At 70.3% G+C, this 18,601-nt stretch carries 16 protein-coding genes and 2 pseudogenes; 9 read left to right on the forward strand and 9 right to left on the reverse strand.

What is annotated here, in order from left to right:
• Nucleotides 1–30 precede the first annotated feature (30 nt).
• The gene (locus F5972_RS27010) at nt 31–1,107 is read right to left on the reverse strand and encodes a Gfo/Idh/MocA family protein (RefSeq protein WP_150937182.1); all 1,077 of its coding nucleotides are present in this window, start codon (nt 1,105–1,107) and stop codon (nt 31–33) included.
• Between the two features lie 229 nt (nt 1,108–1,336).
• Between F5972_RS27010 and F5972_RS27015 the strand changes: the two genes are divergently transcribed.
• Entirely contained in the window at nt 1,337–2,359 is a 1,023-nt protein-coding gene (locus F5972_RS27015) for a LacI family DNA-binding transcriptional regulator (RefSeq protein ID WP_150937184.1), read from the forward strand.
• Between the two features lie 22 nt (nt 2,360–2,381).
• On the opposite strand, the gene F5972_RS27020 is transcribed toward F5972_RS27015, so the two are convergent.
• The 4 genes from F5972_RS27020 to F5972_RS27035 form a co-directional block, all read right to left on the reverse strand.
• Nucleotides 2,382–3,602 carry an RNA polymerase sigma factor gene (locus F5972_RS27020; protein ID WP_150937186.1) on the reverse strand — a complete coding sequence of 407 codons (1,221 nt, stop codon included), beginning with the start codon at nt 3,600–3,602 and terminating at the stop codon, nt 2,382–2,384.
• Nucleotides 3,599–3,928 carry a YciI family protein gene (locus F5972_RS27025; protein WP_150937188.1) on the reverse strand — a complete coding sequence of 110 codons (330 nt, stop codon included), beginning with the start codon at nt 3,926–3,928 and terminating at the stop codon, nt 3,599–3,601. The genes F5972_RS27020 and F5972_RS27025 overlap by 4 nt, the downstream gene beginning before the upstream one ends.
• A gap of 234 nt (nt 3,929–4,162) precedes the next feature.
• Nucleotides 4,163–5,773, reverse strand: a complete 1,611-nt coding sequence (locus F5972_RS27030) for a serine/threonine-protein kinase (RefSeq protein ID WP_225311928.1) — start codon at nt 5,771–5,773, stop codon at nt 4,163–4,165.
• A gap of 113 nt (nt 5,774–5,886) precedes the next feature.
• The gene (locus F5972_RS27035) at nt 5,887–7,746 is read right to left on the reverse strand and encodes a DUF2075 domain-containing protein (protein WP_225311930.1); all 1,860 of its coding nucleotides are present in this window, start codon (nt 7,744–7,746) and stop codon (nt 5,887–5,889) included.
• A 488-nt stretch (nt 7,747–8,234) separates the two neighbouring features.
• On the opposite strand from F5972_RS27035, the gene F5972_RS27040 reads away from it, so the two are divergent.
• The 3 genes from F5972_RS27040 to F5972_RS27050 all read left to right on the forward strand — a co-directional run bounded on the left by F5972_RS27040 (nt 8,235) and on the right by F5972_RS27050 (nt 10,108).
• Complete coding sequence (locus F5972_RS27040; RefSeq protein ID WP_150937189.1) at nt 8,235–8,738, forward strand: hypothetical protein; 504 nt, start codon at nt 8,235–8,237, stop codon at nt 8,736–8,738.
• A 262-nt stretch (nt 8,739–9,000) separates the two neighbouring features.
• Nucleotides 9,001–9,405: a hypothetical protein gene (locus tag F5972_RS27045; RefSeq protein WP_191910328.1), complete on the forward strand. Its 405-nt coding sequence runs from the start codon at nt 9,001–9,003 to the stop codon at nt 9,403–9,405.
• Between the two features lie 73 nt (nt 9,406–9,478).
• A complete protein-coding gene (locus F5972_RS27050; protein ID WP_150937190.1) occupies nt 9,479–10,108 on the forward strand; it encodes a 2'-5' RNA ligase family protein in 630 nt (209 codons plus the stop codon).
• Here the strand turns inward: F5972_RS27050 and F5972_RS38385 are convergent.
• Nucleotides 10,083–10,499 carry a hypothetical protein gene (locus tag F5972_RS38385; RefSeq protein ID WP_150937191.1) on the reverse strand — a complete coding sequence of 139 codons (417 nt, stop codon included), beginning with the start codon at nt 10,497–10,499 and terminating at the stop codon, nt 10,083–10,085. The two genes, F5972_RS27050 and F5972_RS38385, sit on opposite strands and share 26 nt — an antisense overlap.
• 60 nt (nt 10,500–10,559) lie before the next feature.
• Nucleotides 10,560–11,072, reverse strand: a complete 513-nt coding sequence (locus F5972_RS27060; RefSeq protein WP_225311932.1) for a GNAT family N-acetyltransferase — start codon at nt 11,070–11,072, stop codon at nt 10,560–10,562.
• A gap of 660 nt (nt 11,073–11,732) precedes the next feature.
• Between F5972_RS27060 and F5972_RS27065 the strand changes: the two genes are divergently transcribed.
• Nucleotides 11,733–13,892 (forward strand): vWA domain-containing protein, encoded by a 2,160-nt coding sequence (locus F5972_RS27065; protein WP_225311952.1) that lies wholly within the window; start codon nt 11,733–11,735, stop codon nt 13,890–13,892.
• An 89-nt stretch (nt 13,893–13,981) separates the two neighbouring features.
• Here F5972_RS27065 and F5972_RS27070 read toward each other — a convergent pair whose 3' ends face one another.
• Nucleotides 13,982–15,571, reverse strand: coding sequence for an N-6 DNA methylase (locus tag F5972_RS27070; RefSeq protein WP_191910329.1), 1,590 nt, complete (start codon nt 15,569–15,571; stop codon nt 13,982–13,984).
• Nucleotides 15,572–15,654: 83 nt separating this feature from the next.
• Here F5972_RS27070 and F5972_RS27075 point away from each other — a divergent pair, with 83 nt between their 5' ends.
• The 4 genes and pseudogenes from F5972_RS27075 (at nt 15,655) to F5972_RS38395 (ending at nt 16,970) form a co-directional block, all read left to right on the forward strand.
• Complete coding sequence (locus F5972_RS27075; RefSeq protein ID WP_191910330.1) at nt 15,655–16,218, forward strand: DUF4352 domain-containing protein; 564 nt, start codon at nt 15,655–15,657, stop codon at nt 16,216–16,218.
• Nucleotides 16,219–16,242: 24 nt separating this feature from the next.
• A pseudogene (locus tag F5972_RS38955) lies at nt 16,243–16,407 on the forward strand (ADP-ribosylglycohydrolase family protein); the annotation flags it as partial.
• Nucleotides 16,408–16,582: 175 nt separating this feature from the next.
• Nucleotides 16,583–16,666: pseudogene (locus tag F5972_RS38960) on the forward strand (hypothetical protein); the annotation flags it as partial.
• A 70-nt stretch (nt 16,667–16,736) separates the two neighbouring features.
• Complete coding sequence (locus F5972_RS38395) at nt 16,737–16,970, forward strand: ADP-ribosylglycohydrolase family protein (RefSeq protein WP_225311934.1); 234 nt, start codon at nt 16,737–16,739, stop codon at nt 16,968–16,970.
• Nucleotides 16,971–16,983: 13 nt separating this feature from the next.
• On the opposite strand, the gene F5972_RS27085 is transcribed toward F5972_RS38395, so the two are convergent.
• A complete protein-coding gene (locus tag F5972_RS27085; protein WP_150937196.1) occupies nt 16,984–18,597 on the reverse strand; it encodes an MFS transporter in 1,614 nt (537 codons plus the stop codon).
• Nucleotides 18,598–18,601 lie beyond the last annotated feature (4 nt).

Genomic DNA, 18,601 nt, shown 5'->3' on the forward strand with positions numbered 1-18,601 from the left:
CGCCCGCTGGGCGCGCGCTCGTTCACCTGGTCACAGCGCCCACTCCATCGGCGCGGGCGGGGTGAAGTCCGAGGTCAGCTCGACCGGCTTGCCCGTCTCGTACGACTCCCTGGCGGCGCAGAGGATCTCCACCACGTGCGCGGCCTGACGGCCGGTGGCCCGGTGGGGGCGGTCCTCCCGGATCGCCGCGGCGAGGTCGCGCACCGCCCTCCCCCACTCCACCCCCTTCCACGGCTCCCGCAGCGGGGGCACCGGCTCGGGGTCGCGGCCGGGCGTACGGACCTCCACGGACGGGTCGAAGTCGTGCCAGCTCTCCAGCAGCAGCGAGCCGTCGTCCCCGTGGAACTCCACCCCCTGCTGCCGGGTGGAGCCGTTGGGCACGTAGAAGGAGCAGGTCAGGCGGAGCAGGACGCCGCCGTCGAACTCGACGTTGGCCACCACGTAGTCGGGCGTGGTGATCGTGAACTCGCTGCCGTCCAGGCGGGTGCGGCGGGGCCAGACGACGGAGGAGAACGCGGTGACCCGCCGGGCCGGGCCGAGGGCCGTCGTCACGATCGTGAGCGGGTAGACCCCGACGTCGAACAGCGGCCCCACGGCGTAGAAGCCGTCGGGCTCGGGGTGCCACGCCTCGATCCTGCCCCAGTTGACCTCGGCGAAGACGAGCCGCACCGGCCCGACGCGACCCTCTCTGAGCAGCTTGAGCGTGGTCTGCTGGGCCTCGCCGAGGAAGGTCGCCGGGGCGCAGCCCAGCCGTAGGCCGCGGCTCTCCGCGATCTCCACGAGACCGGCCGCCTCCTCGTGCGTCAGCGCCAGCGGCTTCTCGCTGTGCACGTGCTTGCCGGCCTCCAGGCTGCGGCGGATCACCTCGTAGTGCGCCCGGTGGACGGTCAGGTTCACCACGATGTCCACGTCGTCGTCGGCGAGCACCTCGTCGAGCGTGCCGTACACCCGGCCGCCGTGCGGGGCCGCCAGTGCCTCGGCCCGCTCCGGCAGCACGTCCTGGGCGCCGACCAGGCGCATCTCCGGGTAACGGGCCAGGTCGGCGGCGTACCGGGCGGCGATGTTGCCGCAGCCGACGATCGCCACGCCGGTGCTGTCGGAAGCCACGATCGTTCTCCTCTGATTTCAGTGAAACCGCAACATCCCGCACGAAGCTACGCCGACCTCACACAAGGGTCAATGAACAATGAAGACCGATATATGACCCCTTGACGGGTGATAGGGCCACGGCCTAGCGTCGTCAGAACGCCGAAATTTCACTGAAATTTCAGGGCTGAGACTTCAGGGCAGACACCGAGATCGATCAGGCCCGGCCGGGCCCCCTCGTGGAGGGCGTATGCGGCGGACGACGGGACGGTCCACCCTCAAGGAGGTGGCCGAGCGGGCCGGCGTCTCGATCGGCACGGCCTCCGCGGTCTTCGCCGGCAAGACGTGGGTCTCGCCCGCCACCGGCTCGGTGGTCCGCCGGGCCGCCGAGGAGCTCGGCTACCGCCCGCGGGCCCGCCGGCCTGCCGAGACGGGCATGATCGGGTTCGTGTCGTGGGTGAGCGAACTCTTCTCCCCCGGCAACCTCTACTACGCCCCCGTCGTGTACGGCGCGCAGCAGGCGTGCGCCGAGCTGGACCTCTCGATGACGTACGAGGTGATCCAGCCGCGGGGCGACCGGCTGCCGCTGTGCGTCGAGCGCGGCCAGGTCGCCGGGCTGCTCGTGCTGAACGTCGGCGCGAGCCGTGACTACCTGGCGAGGATCCTCGACGCGGGCGTGAGCTGCGTCCTGCTGGAACACGCCGTCATCGACCTCCCGGTGGACTACGTGCGCCACGACGACGAGACCGGCGGGTACCTCGCCACCCGCCACCTCATCGGGCTCGGCCACACCAGCCCGCCACCGGCGATCATCACGGCCGGGGCGCACATCGTGCCCGCCGCCCGGCGGCTGGCGGGCTATCACCGCGCCTGCGCCGAGCACGGCCTGACCCCCGACCCGGCGTACGTGCGGCCCGGCGACTTCACCGCGCGGACCGGGTACGAGCAGATGACGGCGCTGCTCGACCTGCCCGTGCCGCCCACCGCCGTGTTCTGCGCCAACGACCTCTCGGCGTTCGGGGCGCTCGACGCGCTGCGGGAGCGGGGCCTGCGCGTGCCCGGCGACGTCAGCGTGATCGGCTACGACGACGTGGCGATGGCCGCGCACGCCTCCCCGCCCCTCACCACGATCGCCTCCGACAAGGAACTGCTCGGCGCCCAGGCCGTCTGGCACCTCGTCCAGCGCGTCCGCCGTCCCGAGACGACCAGCCGCGACACGATGCTCGGCGTCCGCCTCGTCGAACGCCGCTCCACCGCTCCCCCACACCCCTGAACGGTGACCGGGGTGACGCGGTTCACGGGCCGGCCAGCTGGTCGCGGCGGCGGACGAGGTACGCCGTCTCGGCGGTGTTGGCGGAGAGGGCGATGGCCCGGTCGTACGCCGCCCGTGACTCCGCGCTGCGGCCCAGCCGGCGCAGCAGGTCGGCGCGGGTGGCGTGGAAGGCGTGGTAGCCCTCCAGCGGCAGACCGTCCACCTCCGCCAGGGCGACCTGGGGGCCGTCGATCTCGGCGACCGCGATCGCCCGGTTGAGCCGCGCGATCGGGGAGGGGTCGAGGCGGACCAGCTGGTCGTAGAGCGCGACGACCTGCGACCAGTCGGTGTCACGGACGTCGCGGGCGTCGGTGTGGACGGCGTTGATCGCGGCGAGGACCTGGTAGCGCCCCGGCGCCTGCCCGGAGGCGAGGCGGGCGCGGACCAGGGCGTGGCCCTCGGCGATCAGCTCGCGGTCCCAGGCGCCGCGGTCCTGCTCGCCGAGGGCGACCAGCTCGCCGCCCGCCGACACCCGCGCGGCCCGGCGGGCCTCCGTCAGCAGCATCAGCGCCAGCAGCCCGGCGACCTCGCCGTCCGCCGGCAGCAGCGCACGCACCAGCCGGGTCAGCCGGATCGCCTCGGCGGTCAGGTCGCCGCGAACCGGCTCCCTGGCGGGGTCCGAGGCCAGGTAGCCCTCGTTGAAGATCAGGTAGAGGACCGTGAGGACCCCGGTGACCCGGGCCGGGAGGTCCTCGCGGAACGGCACGCCGTAAGGGATCCTCGCCGCCTTGATCTTCGTCTTCGCACGCGTGATCCGCTGCCCCATGGCGGTCTCCTGGACCAGGAACGCGCGGGCGATCTCGGGCACGGTGAGCCCGCCGACCATCCGCAGGGTCAGCGCGATCCGCGCCTCCATGGCGAGAGCAGGATGGCAGCAGGTGAAGACGAGGCGGAGCCGGTCGTCGTCGACGGCGCCGAGCGGCTCGGGGGTGTCGGACAGCATCAGCGCCTCCCTGTGCTTCTCCTCGCGCCTGACCTCACGCCGGAGCCGGTCGACGGCCTTGCGGTAGGCGGTGGTGGTCAGCCATGCGCCGGGGTTCGGCGGGACCCCCTCGACCGGCCAGCGCTCGACGGCGGTCGCGAACGCCTCGGCGGCCATCTCCTCGGCGACGTCGAGGTCGCCGAGACGCCTGGCCAGGGTCGCGACCACCCGGACCCACTCCTCGCGGTGGACCCGGGCGATCACCTCGTCGACGCTGGTCATTCGCCCAGGATCGGCCGCAGCTCGACCCTCCGGTTGCAGCTCTTCGACCCCGCGGCGGCGAGCCGCAGCGCCACGTCGAGGTGGGGCGCCTCGATGATCCAGAAGCCGATGATGTGCTCCTTCGACTCCAGGTAGGGCCCGTCGGTGAACACCGGCTCCCCGTCCCGGCCGTCGACGACGGTGGCCGTGCCGGGCGACGCGAGTCCCACGGCGAACACCCAGTGACCGTCGGCCTGGAGCTGCTCGTTGAAGACGTCGATCGCGGCCTGCTCCTCGTCGGTGGCGACGGCCGACTCGTTGAGCACGGACATCAGGTACTGCGCCATCGGGATCATCTCCTGTCGTCGTGTGGCCGCCCCCTCGGGCCGCCTCTCACCCCTGCTACGAACGCCGCCGTGCGGATCCGACACCCTCCGCCGAACTTTCTCGAAGAATCTCCCACCACACCGGTCGGGTCCGTCGATGGGGGGTGTTCGCGCCGGCCCAGGGCCGGTCCGCGGGCCAGCTGTCCGCTGCTCGGGAGCCCGCGGCCCGGGTGTCCGCAGTCCGGGGCCCGGGGGTCAGCGCGCGGCGGCGAGGCCGTCGAGCAGTTCCCGCACCTTGCCGACGGCCGGATGCTCCGCGCCGTACCGCCGTTCCAGGTCGGGCAGCAGGTCACCCAGGGTGCGGCCGGCCCGCACCCGTTCACCGGCCCCCAGCTCCAGCAGCCCGATGCGGCGCCGCAGCTCCAGGATCCGGTCCTCGTCGACCCTCAGCCGCCGCTCGTCGCGCAGCAGCAGGCGCATCTGTTCGAGTGCGAGCGCGGTGTCGCCCAGCGCCGCGTGACAGTTGGCCTCCATGAGGCGGAACCGGAGGACCAGGTGGTCGTCCTCGCCCCTCCGCTCGGCGAGGTCGGCCGCCAGCCGCCGGAACTCGGGGGCGGCCCGCCGGTAGTCGCCGCCGAGGAACAGCACGTCCGCGAGCTCGATCCGCAGCTCCAGCCCCTCGTCTCCCCCGGGCTCCACGGACTGTACGGCCTCGGCCAGCAGCTCGGCGGCCTGCCGGTAACGCGACTCCCCCTTGAGCGCGCCGGCGTCCCGCCGCACCCGGCCCACGTCGTACCCACCTGGAGGCCAGTGCCCGGAGCCCTGCTGCGCCGAACCGTACGAGGCAGGGGTTTGCGGGACGGAGGGTCGCGGGACGGGCGCGGCGCTCCCGGTGGCGACGGGCTCGCGGACGGCGTTGCCCGTGACCTGTGGGGCGGCGTTCGCGGTGGCGACCCGGCCGACGACGGCGGCGTACATGCGCACGGGCTGTGCGGCGCCGCCGTCCACGAAGCCCGGCAGGGGCGGCAGCTCACGGCAGAACGGCAGCAGCCGCTCGTAGACCAGGGCGGCGCCGGACGGCCGGTCCTCGGGCTTCTTGGCGAGCAGCCAGAGGATCAGCCGTTCGAGCCCCTCGGGGACGCCCGGCCGCAGCGTCCGCACCGGCACCGGCGGCTCGTCCACATGCCTGCGCATCGAGGCCAGCGGGGTCTCGGCGGCGAACTGGTTCCTCCCGGCGAGCAGCTCGTGCAGGATCACCCCGAGCGCGTAGAGATCGGTCTGCGGGCTGGTGGTGCCGCTCATCGTCTGCTCGGGGGCCATGTACTCGGCCGTGCCGACCACGACGCCGGTGACGGTCAGCCGGGTGACCGACGGCGAGAGCGCGGCTGCCACCCCGAAGTCGAGCACCTTCACCGTACCGTCCGGGCAGAGCATCAGGTTGGCGGGCTTGAGGTCGCGATGCACGAGCGAGTTGGCGTGGGCGACGGCGAGCACCGAGCACACCTGGGCGGCGACCGCCGCGGCCCAGCCGACCGGTATCTCCTCCACCTCGTCGAGCAGGTCGTTCAACGGGGCGCCCCGGACGAGCTGCATGACCAGATAGAGGTCGTCGCCGTCGGTGCCGCAGTCGTAGACCGCGGGCACGCCGGGGTGTTCCAGGCTGGCCGTGATCCGCGACTCGCGCACGAAGCGCCTGGTCAGCTCGTCGTCCGGCCTCCCGTCCGCCAGGCGGTCGACCCGGATGAACTTGATCGCGATCGGCCGGTCCAGCCGCTTGTCGTAGCCGAACCAGACCTCCCCCATCCCGCCCCTGCGACGCGAGTTGGGGTCCAGCTCGTAACGGCCACCTATGATCTTCGCCCTCACCACGTCCACATCCCCACGACCCAATGATTTCGCAATCGCCGTGCCTGGGCCGTCTTGTCGGAGATATCAGCTCCGGCGGCAAACACGCCGCGAGCGGGGTCCGTGTGAGCGCTTCAGGTCAGGATGTGGCGTGCGAGAAAGTCACGGAGCACGGGGTCGACCGCGTAGATGACGGTCCCGCGCATGCCACGGGTGAGAAGGACCTTGTAGACATTACGGGCGAGATGGTCGAAATCCGCGTCCGGCACCGCCTTTCGATTCTTGAAGGCCGGATCCCTGTTCGCCTCGCGCACGGTGACCAGCCGTCCGTCGCGGACGCTCAGGTCGGGACCGATGATGACGCCCGACCAGTCGTACTCGAAACCTTGGGCGGTGTAGACGCATCCCACCTGGCCGAAGCCGCTCGGCTCGGTCGCCCACAGCATGCTGGGCGGCGCGTCGCCCACGGCGCGGTCCTTCTTGACGTTCCAGGGCCGGGACCAGTCGCCGATGACGACGTCGTTCACGAGGGAGTCGTCGGGGCGGGGGTCGCTCCAGGGCCAGCAGAACCCGGCGGTCATCCGAGCCGTGCCGGGCTTGGCGAGAAGGGCCGCCTCGAGTTCCTGAGGAGAGTGCGCGAGCCGTACCTCGAAGTCCTCGTCACCGGTCCATGGCGCCGGGCCGCTGCCTTCGAGTCCGAGCAGGTGGAGGACCCATCGCTCGTACTTGCGGCTACCGCCGCACCGGAACTGCTCGTCGAGGGAGACGCGGTTCACCGCGTAGCCACGCGACTGCGCGTACTGCTCGATGGCGTGCACGGTGCCGAGCTCGCCGGGCCGTACGACCTGGTGTTCGTCGAGCAGAAACACCGGCACCCGGGCGGCGGCCATCAGCTCGTCCAACTGGGACCGGCCCGTGCGCTTCGCCGCCGGGGTGAAGCGACTGGTGGATGTCTCGCGGATACGGTGCGCTTCATCGCAGATCAGGACGTCGATGCCGTTCTGCTCCGCGTCGACGAAGCTGTTGAAGTACATGAAGAGGTTCTTGATCCGCGTGCTGCCCCGGCCCGGATAGCGGCGCATGGTCTGGGTGAACGACTGTGAGCCGGTCGCGTGCAGCGCGGTCCGGCCCTGCCGGTAGAGCTCACCGAGCAGCGAGAGGGCGATCACGCTCTTGCCGCTCCCGGGGCCGCCGGTGACGATCACGACCTGCTTGAAGTCGGCGCGGCGAGCCTTGTCGACGGCGCGCATGACCAGTTCGTAGGCGACCTGCTGTTCGTCGAGGAGGGTGAACTGCTCCCGCTCGCGGATCTCGTCGGCGGCGTACGCCATGAGCTGCTTGCTCGGCGCGACCGGGCTGCTCAGCAGCCGGTCGGCGGCTTCGGCACCCGGCTTGTCGGCCAGACGTTCTCTCAGGTAGTCGAGGAAGTCACCACGGCGCTGCTTGGTGAAGAGCCTGCTCCGCTCGTCCCGCACCTGGTCATACAGCCCGTCCACGTCGAGGTCCATGGCGTTGTGCAGGTAGGCGGCGCCGTGGACCGACCTCGGCCGGTCCTTGAGCACACTCAGGAAGTCGGACATGTACTCGCAGTAGCGCCGGACCTGCTCGGCGGGATTGAGCAGGTCCCTGCCCGGCATGCCGTCCACGATGACCAGGTGCTCGCCCCGGTCGGAGGGCTCCGCCCGGCTCCACTGCTTGAGCTCGACGACGACGTAGGAGTCCTCGCCGGTACGCGGGTGCACGCCGGCCAGCACCACGTCGGCGCGCTTGCTGGTCAACGGAAGCTTGTACTCGACCAGCAGCTCTACTTTGCCGAGCCCCGCGTCGGCCAGGTCTCTGGCCAGCGCGGGAAGGCTCCGCTGCCATGATCTGACCTCGGAAGGAGACGGGCCGCGACCGGTGGTCACGCGCAGATGCTCGCTGAGCTGCTCGGCAAGCGCTGCTTCGTTGGGCGAGACGATCAGGCTCTCCACGGACAGCCGTAACGCCGTCACAGGCTTCCCCCAGGCAGCACGAAAGAACTTCGTGCGGGTGGGGGCGTATCCGCTTCGGCGTCAGCCGTACAGACGCGGAAGCCCGTCGGGCCGCATCACATGGTCATCAGGAGGCTAGTGGAGGCGCTTTTCTCGCGACAACCCAGTAGAGATCAGAATCGTAACGGCGCTTCTCTCGTCCAGATTGACCGTCGGCCGGACGCGCGGCTTCCGACGTCTCGACCACGACGCGTGGGCTTGCACCGAGAGATGATGGCGGATCCCGATGTGCCCGAGTGTGGAAGTAATAAGGCATTTGCCGAAACACGGCTGCGGCTGCCGCGCCTGCGGTTCACAGACAAGCGGCCGTTTCGCTTCGGGCCGGAGGCAGGAGTTGCGGGGCTCGAGGTCGCACCTGGTTGAAGAGAGCTTCTACCAGGGAGAAGGAAACCACCCCATCGCCAAGCACACTTGGCGATCATCTGGTCACTCATTGTAATGTCCGGTCCATGGCAACACTCGATCACGAAACCCTCTTGGGGATCGTCCGTAATCGCCCGCTGCTCGCGGTCGCGCTTCTCCGGGCTGCCGCGTTCGTGGGTGAGGATGAGCCGGCCGACGGGGAGGCGATCGTCCTGCGCTTCCCATGGACGCGCCTCGCCAGCGCGGAGGAGCCCGCTCTCGCCGCTCGCTATCGCGAGATCATCGCCGCGGCCCGCCGAACCCGCGCGAACCTCGGGGAGTCCATGTTCGGGGAGATCATCGCCTTCCTGAACGCCCGCATCGAGGAGGGCCTCCACCACACGGACCTGATCGCGCGGAAGGGCGTGCGCGACTGGCGGGCGGAGCGGGACCTGTGGGCGAAGCGGGATCGCGTGGCGTTCCTGGAGTCCATCCTCCTCGACGATTTCTACCTGGCGGTCGAGGAGCACTCCCAGGCGGAGCACCTGCTGAAGTTGGAGGCCGCGGCGTACAACTGGCACGACGACTACCAGGACGACTGGCGCGTCTGAGCCGCCGCAGGGTTCCGGCGCCCCTGGTCGGCCCCTCCAGTGCCTTCTCAGGAAACGAACGCCATCCGGCGCGTGCCGGCCTGGCTGAGACGGAGCTGCCGAAGCTGCGGCGCCGGCAGGCGACGATCCTCCATCCTGATCAAGGGGTCCGTGAGGTGTTCCCGCACCTACGGACCCCGCTGTGTGCGTCTTCACCTCCAGATACAACAGCGTGTAGCACCCCGCCTGGGCACATGTCCGGGCCGGGGAAGCGGAGGCGGCCATGCGAGCGCTGGGCGAGGCCGGCGCCGCCCTGGAAGATCACGGTGACGAGGATGAACCCGCTTACCTGTACTGGGTGAACGCCGACGAGCTGCAGATCATGGAGGCGCGCGCCTACACCGAACTACGGCGACCGGTTCGCGCCGTACCGCTGCTCACCGACGTACTACGCCGTTACGACGCCACCCCCGCCCGCGAGCTCGCTCTGTACCTCTCCTGGCTCGCCGTCGCCCTCGCTGACGCCAACGAACCGGAGGAGGCCGCACGTACGGCATCGCGGATGTTCGACCTGTCGAGGGACCTCGCCAGCGACCGAACCATGCGTCGTCATCGTCTCGTCCTCCACCGGCTTGCGCCATACCGAGACGTGTCCCAAGTGCGAGAAGTGATCGAACAGTGCCGATGAAGAGCCGGAATCACGCGGAGAGGGGCCAAGGCGTTCCGTTCCCGTAGCCGGCCGCCCCTGCGAGGATGATTTCGTGACGGAATCCGGCGAGCGGACGCGCAGTCACTGGTGGTGGCGCCCGGGCTGGCGGCAGGGCCGCTCGTCCTACACCTGGCACTTCCTTGTCGGCGATCACCCTGCCCTGCGGGAGTTCGCCGCCCGGCTACACCCTCATCTCGACGAGGCGGGCGTTTACGATCCCATTCCCTTCCAGTGGTTGCACATGACCCTGCAAGACGTGGGATTCACCGATGAGGTGAGCGACGAGGACCTGACCGCGATCAGTACGGCGGTAGCCGAGCGTGTCGCCTCTCTCCCTCCCGTCTCGGTCGAGCTGGGCCCGGCGGTCGTCGGCACCGAAGGGGTGTACCTGCCCGTGCGGCCGGCCGACCCCGTGGCCGCCGTTCGCCGGGGCATCCGCGAGAGCATCGCGAGAGTCCGGGGGAACGACCACGTGCCCGGGACCGGAGACGGCTTCCATCCGCACGTCGGCCTCGCCTACGCCAACACTTCCGGCACTCCCCTGGCTCCGATCCGGAAGGCCCTGAGCCGGCATGCCGAGATCGTGCCCATCACCCTTACGCGCGTCTCATTGATCGACCTCAATCGGGACGAGGGCATGTACCAATGGACGCTCATCACGGCCCCGCCCCTCGGCGGTTGACCTTGCGCGATCGGATCATCATCGGGCCCCTGCGCTCCCCCGCCCACGCAATCATCGTGGAGATCCAGCGCACGAAGGAGGAGGAAAAGCGGCGGCAGCTGCCACGGTACGTCGCAGCGCTGTGGCTACAGCTTGACTGCGAGGTCACGATGCTGATGATCTGTCCCAACGCGACACCGCCGCCTGGGCGGCCGAGCCGATCACCACCAAGCTGCCCGGCACCACCCTCACCTGCCAGGTGATCGGCCCCGAACAGATCCCCCCTGTGACCGATCCGGCCGAGGCTGCGACGCATCCAGCGATGGCCGCGCTGTCGGTGATGACACACGGAGACCATGTTCCGGTGGTGGAGGCGTTCATGGCCGCGCTGCATCACCTCCCCGACGAACACGCTAGTCTCCAGGCTCCGAGGCGGCATCCTGGGAGCATCGGAGCCAGAACGCGTAACCCATCACATGGCCGGAGGCCGCAGGCCGAGCCACTGCTCGGCGTCCCAGGCATGAAACCGCTCGACCTCGGTGAACCCCAGCTTTGCCGCGAGGCGCATCGAGGCGACGTTGGCGCTCTGAGTGGTGAGCACCACCGGCTCGCCGGGAACGACGCCGTCGAACCAGTCGAGAGCCGCCGCGCACGCCTCGGCGGCGTACCCGCGCCCCCAGGCCTTCGGCAGGAACAGGTAACCGAGATCAGCCTTCCCGGCAGCAACTGGGCGACGGTGCCCGACTGCTCTCCTGAGCAGGATCTGGCCGATCATCGTCCCGTCGAGTTCGACGACGAAACTCCCGGGCCATCGCTCGGGCACCTCGGGCGTCCCACGCTCAAGCTCGTCACGCGGGCGGGGACCGCCGAGGTAGGTGTGCACCTCTGGCGAGGCGCGCAGCTCGATGAACGTCGTACGGTATCGCGCCTCGGGCTCACGGAGCACGAGCCGCTCGGTCCGGATCAGCTCAGGCGGCCAAGCCACGTGCCCTAGATCTGACATGCGGGCAAGCTGACAACCCTGTAGGACGACGTCGAACGCGGGCATGAAGGCATGACCGCCCTCAGGCCGATGATCAATCCGCAGCCGACCACAGGCATCCCTGGGACATTCTGCCGGGGCTTCTTAGCCGATATTCGGCCTGCCGCGCGAGCCGGGCCCAGAAGACCGCCGCCGACAATAACGACAGTCCGAATACCGCAGGCAACGTCCGAACAGAAGGCCGCATGGCCGTGGCGGACGACTGCCGACTCCGCGGCGATGTCCTCGACCACAATTCAGGCGATCCAGAGGCCTGGAAACGGTCGTCTTTCCTAGCGATCAAGATCATTCTTGCACGGGAATACCGAAGAAGATCGCAGTATAGATCATCGTCCGTGACCCTCTCACCGGTGTGGAGTGGCCGACTGTGGCCATCCGGGAACTTTCCGTGAGTGGCCTATTTACAGCTATTAGCCGACCGGTCACCATATGACCGTGGCCACACCCCCTCATTGATCAGCGGCTGGTGCGAATTGGTATCCGCTCGCGCCGACACACGAGGAGAGGACGTTCCGGGCGGCGCAATCACAGAGATTTTGCACGGCCAGTGATCCCGAATTCGTTGTGGCATAACGCCGCACCAGAAGGAATGACACCGTGAGAATGACGCGAGGAGTCCGGGCCGCCGTGTGCGCGGTCGTGACCGGTGCGATGCTGGTGGCCGGGGTAGGGACGGCGTCCGCCGCGCCCGGGGTCACCCCGGCGGACGTGACGCTGAAACTGGGTCCGGGCGGATCGACGACGATCGCCAAGACCGTGTCCACTCCGGCGATCCCGCCCAAGCCGGATATCACGTTCCTGATCGACACGACTGGGAGCATGGGCGGGGTCATCTCGAACGTGCGGACCAACGCGAACACCATCTTGTCCAACGTCGCTTCGGCGCAGCCGGACGCGCAGTTCGCGGTCGCCGAGTACAAGGACGCGGGGGACGCGACGCCGTTCCGGGTCGCGCAGAACCTCACCGCCAACCAGAGCGACGTCACCAACGGCATCAACTCGCTGGCCGCGTCGGGCGGCGGCGACTACCCCGAGGACGGCATCAACGGGCTGTTCCAGGTCGCGTCCGGTGCGGTCGCCTTCCGGCCGAACAGCACGCGGATCGTGTTGCTGATCGGGGACGCCCCCAGCCATGACCCCAGCAACGGCCACACACTGGCCGACGCGATCAGCGCCCTGCAGGCGGCCGACATCACCGTGCTCGCGTTCGACCTGTCCGGGCTGAACTCGACCGGGCAGGCGACCGCGATCACCAACGCCACGGGCGGTCAGCTGTTCTCCGGCCTCAACGCCTCCGAGGTCAGCGATACCATCCTGACGGCCCTGCACAACCTGCCGGTCACGGTCACCCACCAGCTGCGCGACTGCGATCCGAACCTGTCGGTGTCCCTGACCCCGGGCAGCCGGACGGTGACCAGCGGCGATGACGCCACCTTCACCGAGACCGTCTCCGTCGGCGCCGGAGCCGTGCCGGGAAGCACCATCACCTGCAAGGTGGACTTCCTGCTCAACGGCGTCCTGTCACCGGGCTTCACCGAAACGATCAACGAGCAGGTGCCGAAGGCGACCCCGTCGATCGCCACGACGCCGTCAGGCCAGGTGCCCGCGGGCGGGAACGTCTCCGACACGGCGACCCTGTCCGGCGGCTACCACCCGACGGGCACCGTCACGTTCCAGCTGTACGGCCCGGGCGACACCACCTGCACGACGCCCATCGCGACGCGTACCGGGACGGTGTCGGGCAGTGGCACCGCCGCGTCCGGGAACGTCGCCGCGGGCGGCGTGGGCACCTACCGCTGGGTGGCCTCCTACAGCGGCGACGCCGCCAACAACCCGGTCACCTCCCCGTGCGGCGACGAACAGGTCGTGGTCGTCAAGGCCACCCCGGGCATCGCCACCACCCCGTCGGGGTCCGTGCCGGCCGGCGGCGTCGTGTCCGACACCGCCACCGTCTCCGGCGGGTACCACCCCACCGGCACCGTTACATTCCAGCTGTACGGCCCGGGCGACACCGCCTGCGCGACGCCGATCGCCACCCGCACCGGCACGCTGTCCGGCAGCGGTACCGCCGCGTCCGGCGACGTGACGATCGGCGCGGCCGGCACCTACCGGTGGACCGCCACCTACAGTGGCAACGCCGACAACAACTCCGTCACCTCACCGTGCAGCGACGAACAGGTCACCGTCACGCCGCAGCGGCTGACCGGACGGGCCTACGGCCTGACCGCGAACGCCGCCCTGGCCGGCATCCAACTGGTCAACATCGCACCCGTTCCTGACACCGGCCATATCTCCACGACCTCGACCAGTGCCACCTCGGTGCCCTGCACGGCCACCCTCAGCGGGCTGATCAGCGCGCACGCCCTCTGCGCCAAGGTCGCGACCACCGAATTCCCCGGCAAGTCCGTGGCGACCGCCTCCATCGACGACACGACCATCGGGATCACCGGCATCCCGGTGATCACCGTCAAGACCGTCAACTCCAGCTCCACGACCACCTGCGCCGGATCCACCGGGACCACCACGATCGCCTTCCTCAAGGTCGGCGGCACGGTGGTCATCGCGGAACCCACCACTATCCAGCCCAACACCGCGATCGACGTCGGCGTCGTCAAGCTCGTCCTCAACGAGCAGAAGTCGTTCTCCACCCCCGACAAGGGCCTGACCGTCAACGCCGTCCACGTCACCGTCGACGCGCTCGGCCTGGCCAAGACGAACGTCGTCCTGGCCTCCTCCGAAAGCGACATCGGCAACTGCCCGTAACCCCACCCCACTGACCGATCGATTCCGAGGCCGGGCGGACACCACGGATCCGCCCGGCCTCGGCCAGGCTCCAGGCATCCCGGAGACTCCTATTCCGGCGGGCTGAGCTCGCCCTTGCCGAAGCCCTTGACGATGGACGCGACGGCGGCGCGACCGGCGGCACCGATGTCGCGAAGCTCCTCTTCGAACTCGAAGACCTTGCGGAACGTCTCGCCGTACCGCCGCTGCTCCTCGACGGGGATGCGCGGGACCTGCACGCGGCGCGGGTCGAACCGGCTGATGCTCGACTGGGTGCCACCGGGTGACGGCGTGGAGAGCGCTCTGAGGAACCCCGCGAGGAAGTACGCGTCGATGCGCTGCGGGTCGGGCCGCAGGAGGGTGAGCCGGGGGCCGAGCACGACGCCCTTGTCCGAGACGACCCGTACGGCGAGCTCCCCCGCGCGGGCGGCCACGACGACGTCGCCCGGTTCCGTGACGACCCGGTCGTCCGGCTGGGTGCGGGCCTGCGGCGCGGCGCCGGAGAGGAGGTCCTGGTCGGTGAGGACGAGATCGCCGGAACCGGTGACGTCGTAGCGCCCCGAGCTGAGCACCTTGATCGCCCCGGCCCGCTCGGTCTCGGCGAGGTCGACCGTGGGCATCGTCCTCGCCGGGACGGCGACGACGTCGGGGATCATCGCCGACAGCCGGTCGAGGCGTTCGAGAAGCCGCTCGCGCACCGCCGGGAACCGCTGCGCCGGGGCCTGGTCGTCCGCGCTCACGTGCCGGCCGGGGGTGAGGTCGACGTTCTCGTCCATCAACTCGATGATGGGGACCGTACGCGCCGGGCCCGTCCGTGCGTCCGGATCCGGGGCCGTACGCGTCTCGTGCCAGCGGCGCGCGACCTCCTCGAACGTCTCCGGCTCGGCCTCCGCCAGGAAGACGTGGGACGGCACGGGGTCGTGGCCGGACGGCTTGCGCAGCACCCACAGGTGCAGGGGAAGGCCCGTGCCCACACCCATCCGGGACGGCAGGCCGATGACCGCCTGCAGCGCCCCCTGACGCAGGAGGTTGCTCCTGATCCGCCGGCCGGACCGGCGGTTGGCGGCCACGGCGGGCATCAGCAGGACGGCGACGCCGCCGGGTTTCAGGTGCGCCAGGGCGTGCTGCACCCAGGCGAGCTCCGACTCGGCCTTCGGCGGCAGACCATACTCCCAGCGGGGGTCGCTGACCAGGTCGTCGTACCCCCAGTTGCGCTCGTTGAACGGCGGGTGGCACAGCACCGCGTCCACGGCGAGGCCGGGCCAGGAGTCGCGGCGCAGCGAGTCACCGGTGCGTACGGCTTCCTCGATGCCCGCGAGAGCCAGTCGCGTGCGGGCGAGCCGCGCGACGGTGTCGTCCGCCTCCTGGCCGTGGGCCTGGTCGAGGTGGCCGATGGTGGTCAAAAGTGTGCCGAGGCCACAGGCGGGGTCGAGGACCGACCGGACGCCCGGACCGGCCAGGTCCGCCATGAACCGCGCGATCTCCGGTGGGGTCTCGAACAGGCGGCGGGAGTGGACCTCGGCGTAGCGGCCGAGCAGGAACCGCGCCGCCTCGGCGCTCCCCTGCTCCTCGGCGAGTTCCTGGAGGAGCCACCAGGCCGGGGCCGCGACGAGACGCCGTCTGCCCTGCCCCAGCAGCAGCTCGGCGGCCTCGGCGACCACCGCGCCCAGATGCAGGTCGTCGGCGGCGTTCCTGATCTGCTGCCGGCTGCCTCAAAGCCCTGCTGATCGGCGGCGCCGTACTCGTGGGCCTGATCGTCCTCGGCACGCTCCTCGGCGGCGGCGGGAAGAACGACACGAGCGCGAAGCCGGCCGACTCCGCCGAGCACACCGGTCAGGCCGCCAAGCCGAAGAAGCCCCAGACCGACGAGCCGGAGCAGCCCCAGGACGAGCCGGAGCAGCCTCAGGCCCCCGGCCTCGGAGACGTGGTCAAGGACGGCAAGTTCGCCTTCAAGGTCATCAAGGTCGAGAAGGGCCTGTCCCAGGTCGGCGAGGGCTTCACGATCTCCAGAGCCCAGGGCCAGTATGTCCTCGTCCACCTGACCGTGAAGAACATCGGCGACGAGGCGCAGATGTTCAGCGACTCGGAGCAGAAGCTCGTCGACGCCAGAGGCCGCACCTTCGACGCCGACTCCGGAGCCGCCGCGCTCGGGCTCAAGGACTCGAACGCGTTCCTCAAAAACATCAACCCCGGCAATAGCGTCAAGGGGATCCTGCTGTTCGACGTGCCGAAGAACCTGACCCTCAGGTCGGTCGAACTGCACGACTCGATCTTCTCCGACGGCGTGACCGTCTCCCTGGCCCGGTGAGCCATGGGGTACTACTCGCGGTTCATGGGCTGCGTGCTCGGCGGCGCCGGCGGAGACGCCCTGGGCAGACCGGTCGAGTTCACGCCGCTCGCGGAAATCCGTGACGCGTACGGGCCGGACGGGCTGCGCGACATGGTCTCTTCCGAGATCACCGACGACACGCAGATGACCCTGTTCACCGCCGAGGGGCTGATCCGGGCACGCCTGCACGGCGTGGACCCCGTGGCGGCCGTCCACCACGCCTACCTGCGCCGGCTCGACACCCAGCAGTTCGCCGAGCACGCCCGCCGACGAAGCCGTACGCAACGGATGGCTCAGGCAGGAGGCCTGGCTGTACGCCCGGCGCGCGCCGGGCACGGCCTGCCTGTCCGGGCTGTACGCCGCCGACCGGCGGGTGGACGTCCCCGCCCCGGGCGCCATCGGTGACATCAACGCGTTGTCGAAGGGCTGCGGGTCGGTCATGCGCTCCGCGCCCTTCGGACTGTCGGTGTCCGACCCGTTCGAGACGGCGGGCCGCTGTGGCCGAACCCGACCCCCGCGAGGCCCTCCTCCTCGCGGTCAACCACTCCGGCGACTCCGACTCCACCGGCGCCGTCTGCGGCAACATCCTGGGCGCCCGGTACGGCCTGCGGGCGCTGCCTGCCGACTGCCTCGACGCCGTCGAGGGCCGCCCCACCATCGTGGAGCTCACCTTCGACCTCATGGCCGACCCCGCTCTCCCCAACAACTGGGCCGACCGCTACCCCTCTTGAACGAGCTCGCCGATCACCGGGCGGCCGGCTGCGGCTCGGTGACGGGTCCGGTGCTCCCGGTGTCCCCGGCCGCCGTGGAGGCGGGGTTCTCCGGGCCGCGCAGGGCGACATAGACGAACAGGGCGCCCATGACGGCGACGCCTGCCCACATGGCCTGCTGCCAGCCGTCGACGAAGGACTGCTGGGCGGCGTTGATCAGGGTCCGCGCGTACGAGCCGGCGCCGCCGGCCGCCTCGACGGCGTTGGCGACGCCTTCCCGGGCCGTACTCGCGGCCTCCGGAGGGATGCCGCCCAGCCTGCCGTCGATGGCGCCGCGGTAGCCGGCGGACAGCAGCGCGCCGAGCAGGGCGACGCCAAGGGCGGTGCCGAACTCACGGGTGACGTCGTTGAGCGCGGAGGCGACGCCCTGCTTCTCGCGCGGCAGAGAGCCGGTGATGGCCTCGGTGGAGGGCGTCATCGACAGGCCCATCCCGACGCCCATGGCGAGCATGCCGGGCAGGATGGTCGGATAACCCCCGTCGACGGAGACGAAGAGGGCCATGAGCGCCAGTCCGGCGCCGCCCAGCGCGACGCCCGCGGCCATGGTCGGACGGGAGCCGATGCGTACGGCCAGCTTGGGAGCGAGACCGGAGGCCGCCATCATCGTCACGGCCATGGGCATCAGAGCCAATGTGGACAGCAGCCCCGGCCAGCCGAGGACGGCCTGGAGGAACGGGAAGAGGACCACGGCTATGCCCGCCTGGACGCCGAAGACCACCAGCAGTGTGACCGACCCACCGGCCAGACCACGCTCACGGAACAGGCGCACGTCCAGCAGCGAGGCGTCCCGGCGGCGTACCTCCCAGGCCACGAAGCCGACGGCGGCGACGAGACCGGCGGCGAGGCCGGCCAGAGTCGCGGGCGCGGTCCAGCCGCGCTCGGGACCCTCCTGCAGAGCGAAGATGAGCCCGGCGACGGCGACCACGGACACGAGCGCGCCGACGGAGTCGAAGCTCTGGGCGGACCTCTGACGGGAGTCGGGGACCGACTTCAGCGTCATGGCCAGGGCCACGACGACCAGGACCACGGGCAGGACGAACAGCAGGCGCCAGTCGGCGACGTCGACCAGGAGCGCGGAGAGGAACATGCCCAGGATGCCGCCCCCTCCGGCGACGCCGGTCCACACGCCGATCGCCGCGCCACGTTCCTCCTCGGGGAAGGTGGAGGTGATGACGGCGAGAGTGACGGGCATGACCATCGCGGCGCCGACCCCGCTCGCCGCACGCGCGGCGAGCATCACCTCGGCCGTCGGAGCCAGGCCCGCCGCGATGTTCGCGATGCCGAAGACACCCAGACCGGCGACCAGCATGGGCTTGCGCCCCAGCCGGTCGCCGATCGCGCCGAGCGGCAGCAGCAACGCGGCCAGGGCCAGGGTGTAGATGTTGATGATCCACAAGATCGTGCTCTGCGAGGCGCCGAACTCGACGGCCAGGTGCGTCTGTGCGACGTTGAGTCCGGACACCGACGCGATGACGGCCATCAGCGCGATGGAGACGGCGATCAGAACGGTGCGCAGCTGACGCGCGTCCAGTGCGGCTCCGCCACCTCCGTCGGCGGCCGCCACCTGTGCGGGCTGGTTCGTACTCATGTGT

This window comes from Microbispora cellulosiformans (assembly GCF_008728085.1).
Taxonomy (GTDB): Bacteria; Actinomycetota; Actinomycetes; order Streptosporangiales; family Streptosporangiaceae; genus Microbispora; species Microbispora amethystogenes.

Coding starts and splice junctions, on each gene's coding strand:
- F5972_RS27015 (WP_150937184.1), top strand. CDS start 1,337: ATGCGGCGGACGACGGGACGGTCCACCCTCAAGGAGGTGGCCGAGCGG.
- F5972_RS27020 (WP_150937186.1), bottom strand. CDS start 3,602: ATGACCAGCGTCGACGAGGTGATCGCCCGGGTCCACCGCGAGGAGTGG.
- F5972_RS27025 (WP_150937188.1), bottom strand. CDS start 3,928: ATGGCGCAGTACCTGATGTCCGTGCTCAACGAGTCGGCCGTCGCCACC.
- F5972_RS27040 (WP_150937189.1), top strand. CDS start 8,235: ATGGCAACACTCGATCACGAAACCCTCTTGGGGATCGTCCGTAATCGC.
- F5972_RS27045 (WP_191910328.1), top strand. CDS start 9,001: ATGCGAGCGCTGGGCGAGGCCGGCGCCGCCCTGGAAGATCACGGTGAC.
- F5972_RS27065 (WP_225311952.1), top strand. CDS start 11,733: ATGACGCGAGGAGTCCGGGCCGCCGTGTGCGCGGTCGTGACCGGTGCG.
- F5972_RS27085 (WP_150937196.1), bottom strand. CDS start 18,597: ATGAGTACGAACCAGCCCGCACAGGTGGCGGCCGCCGACGGAGGTGGC.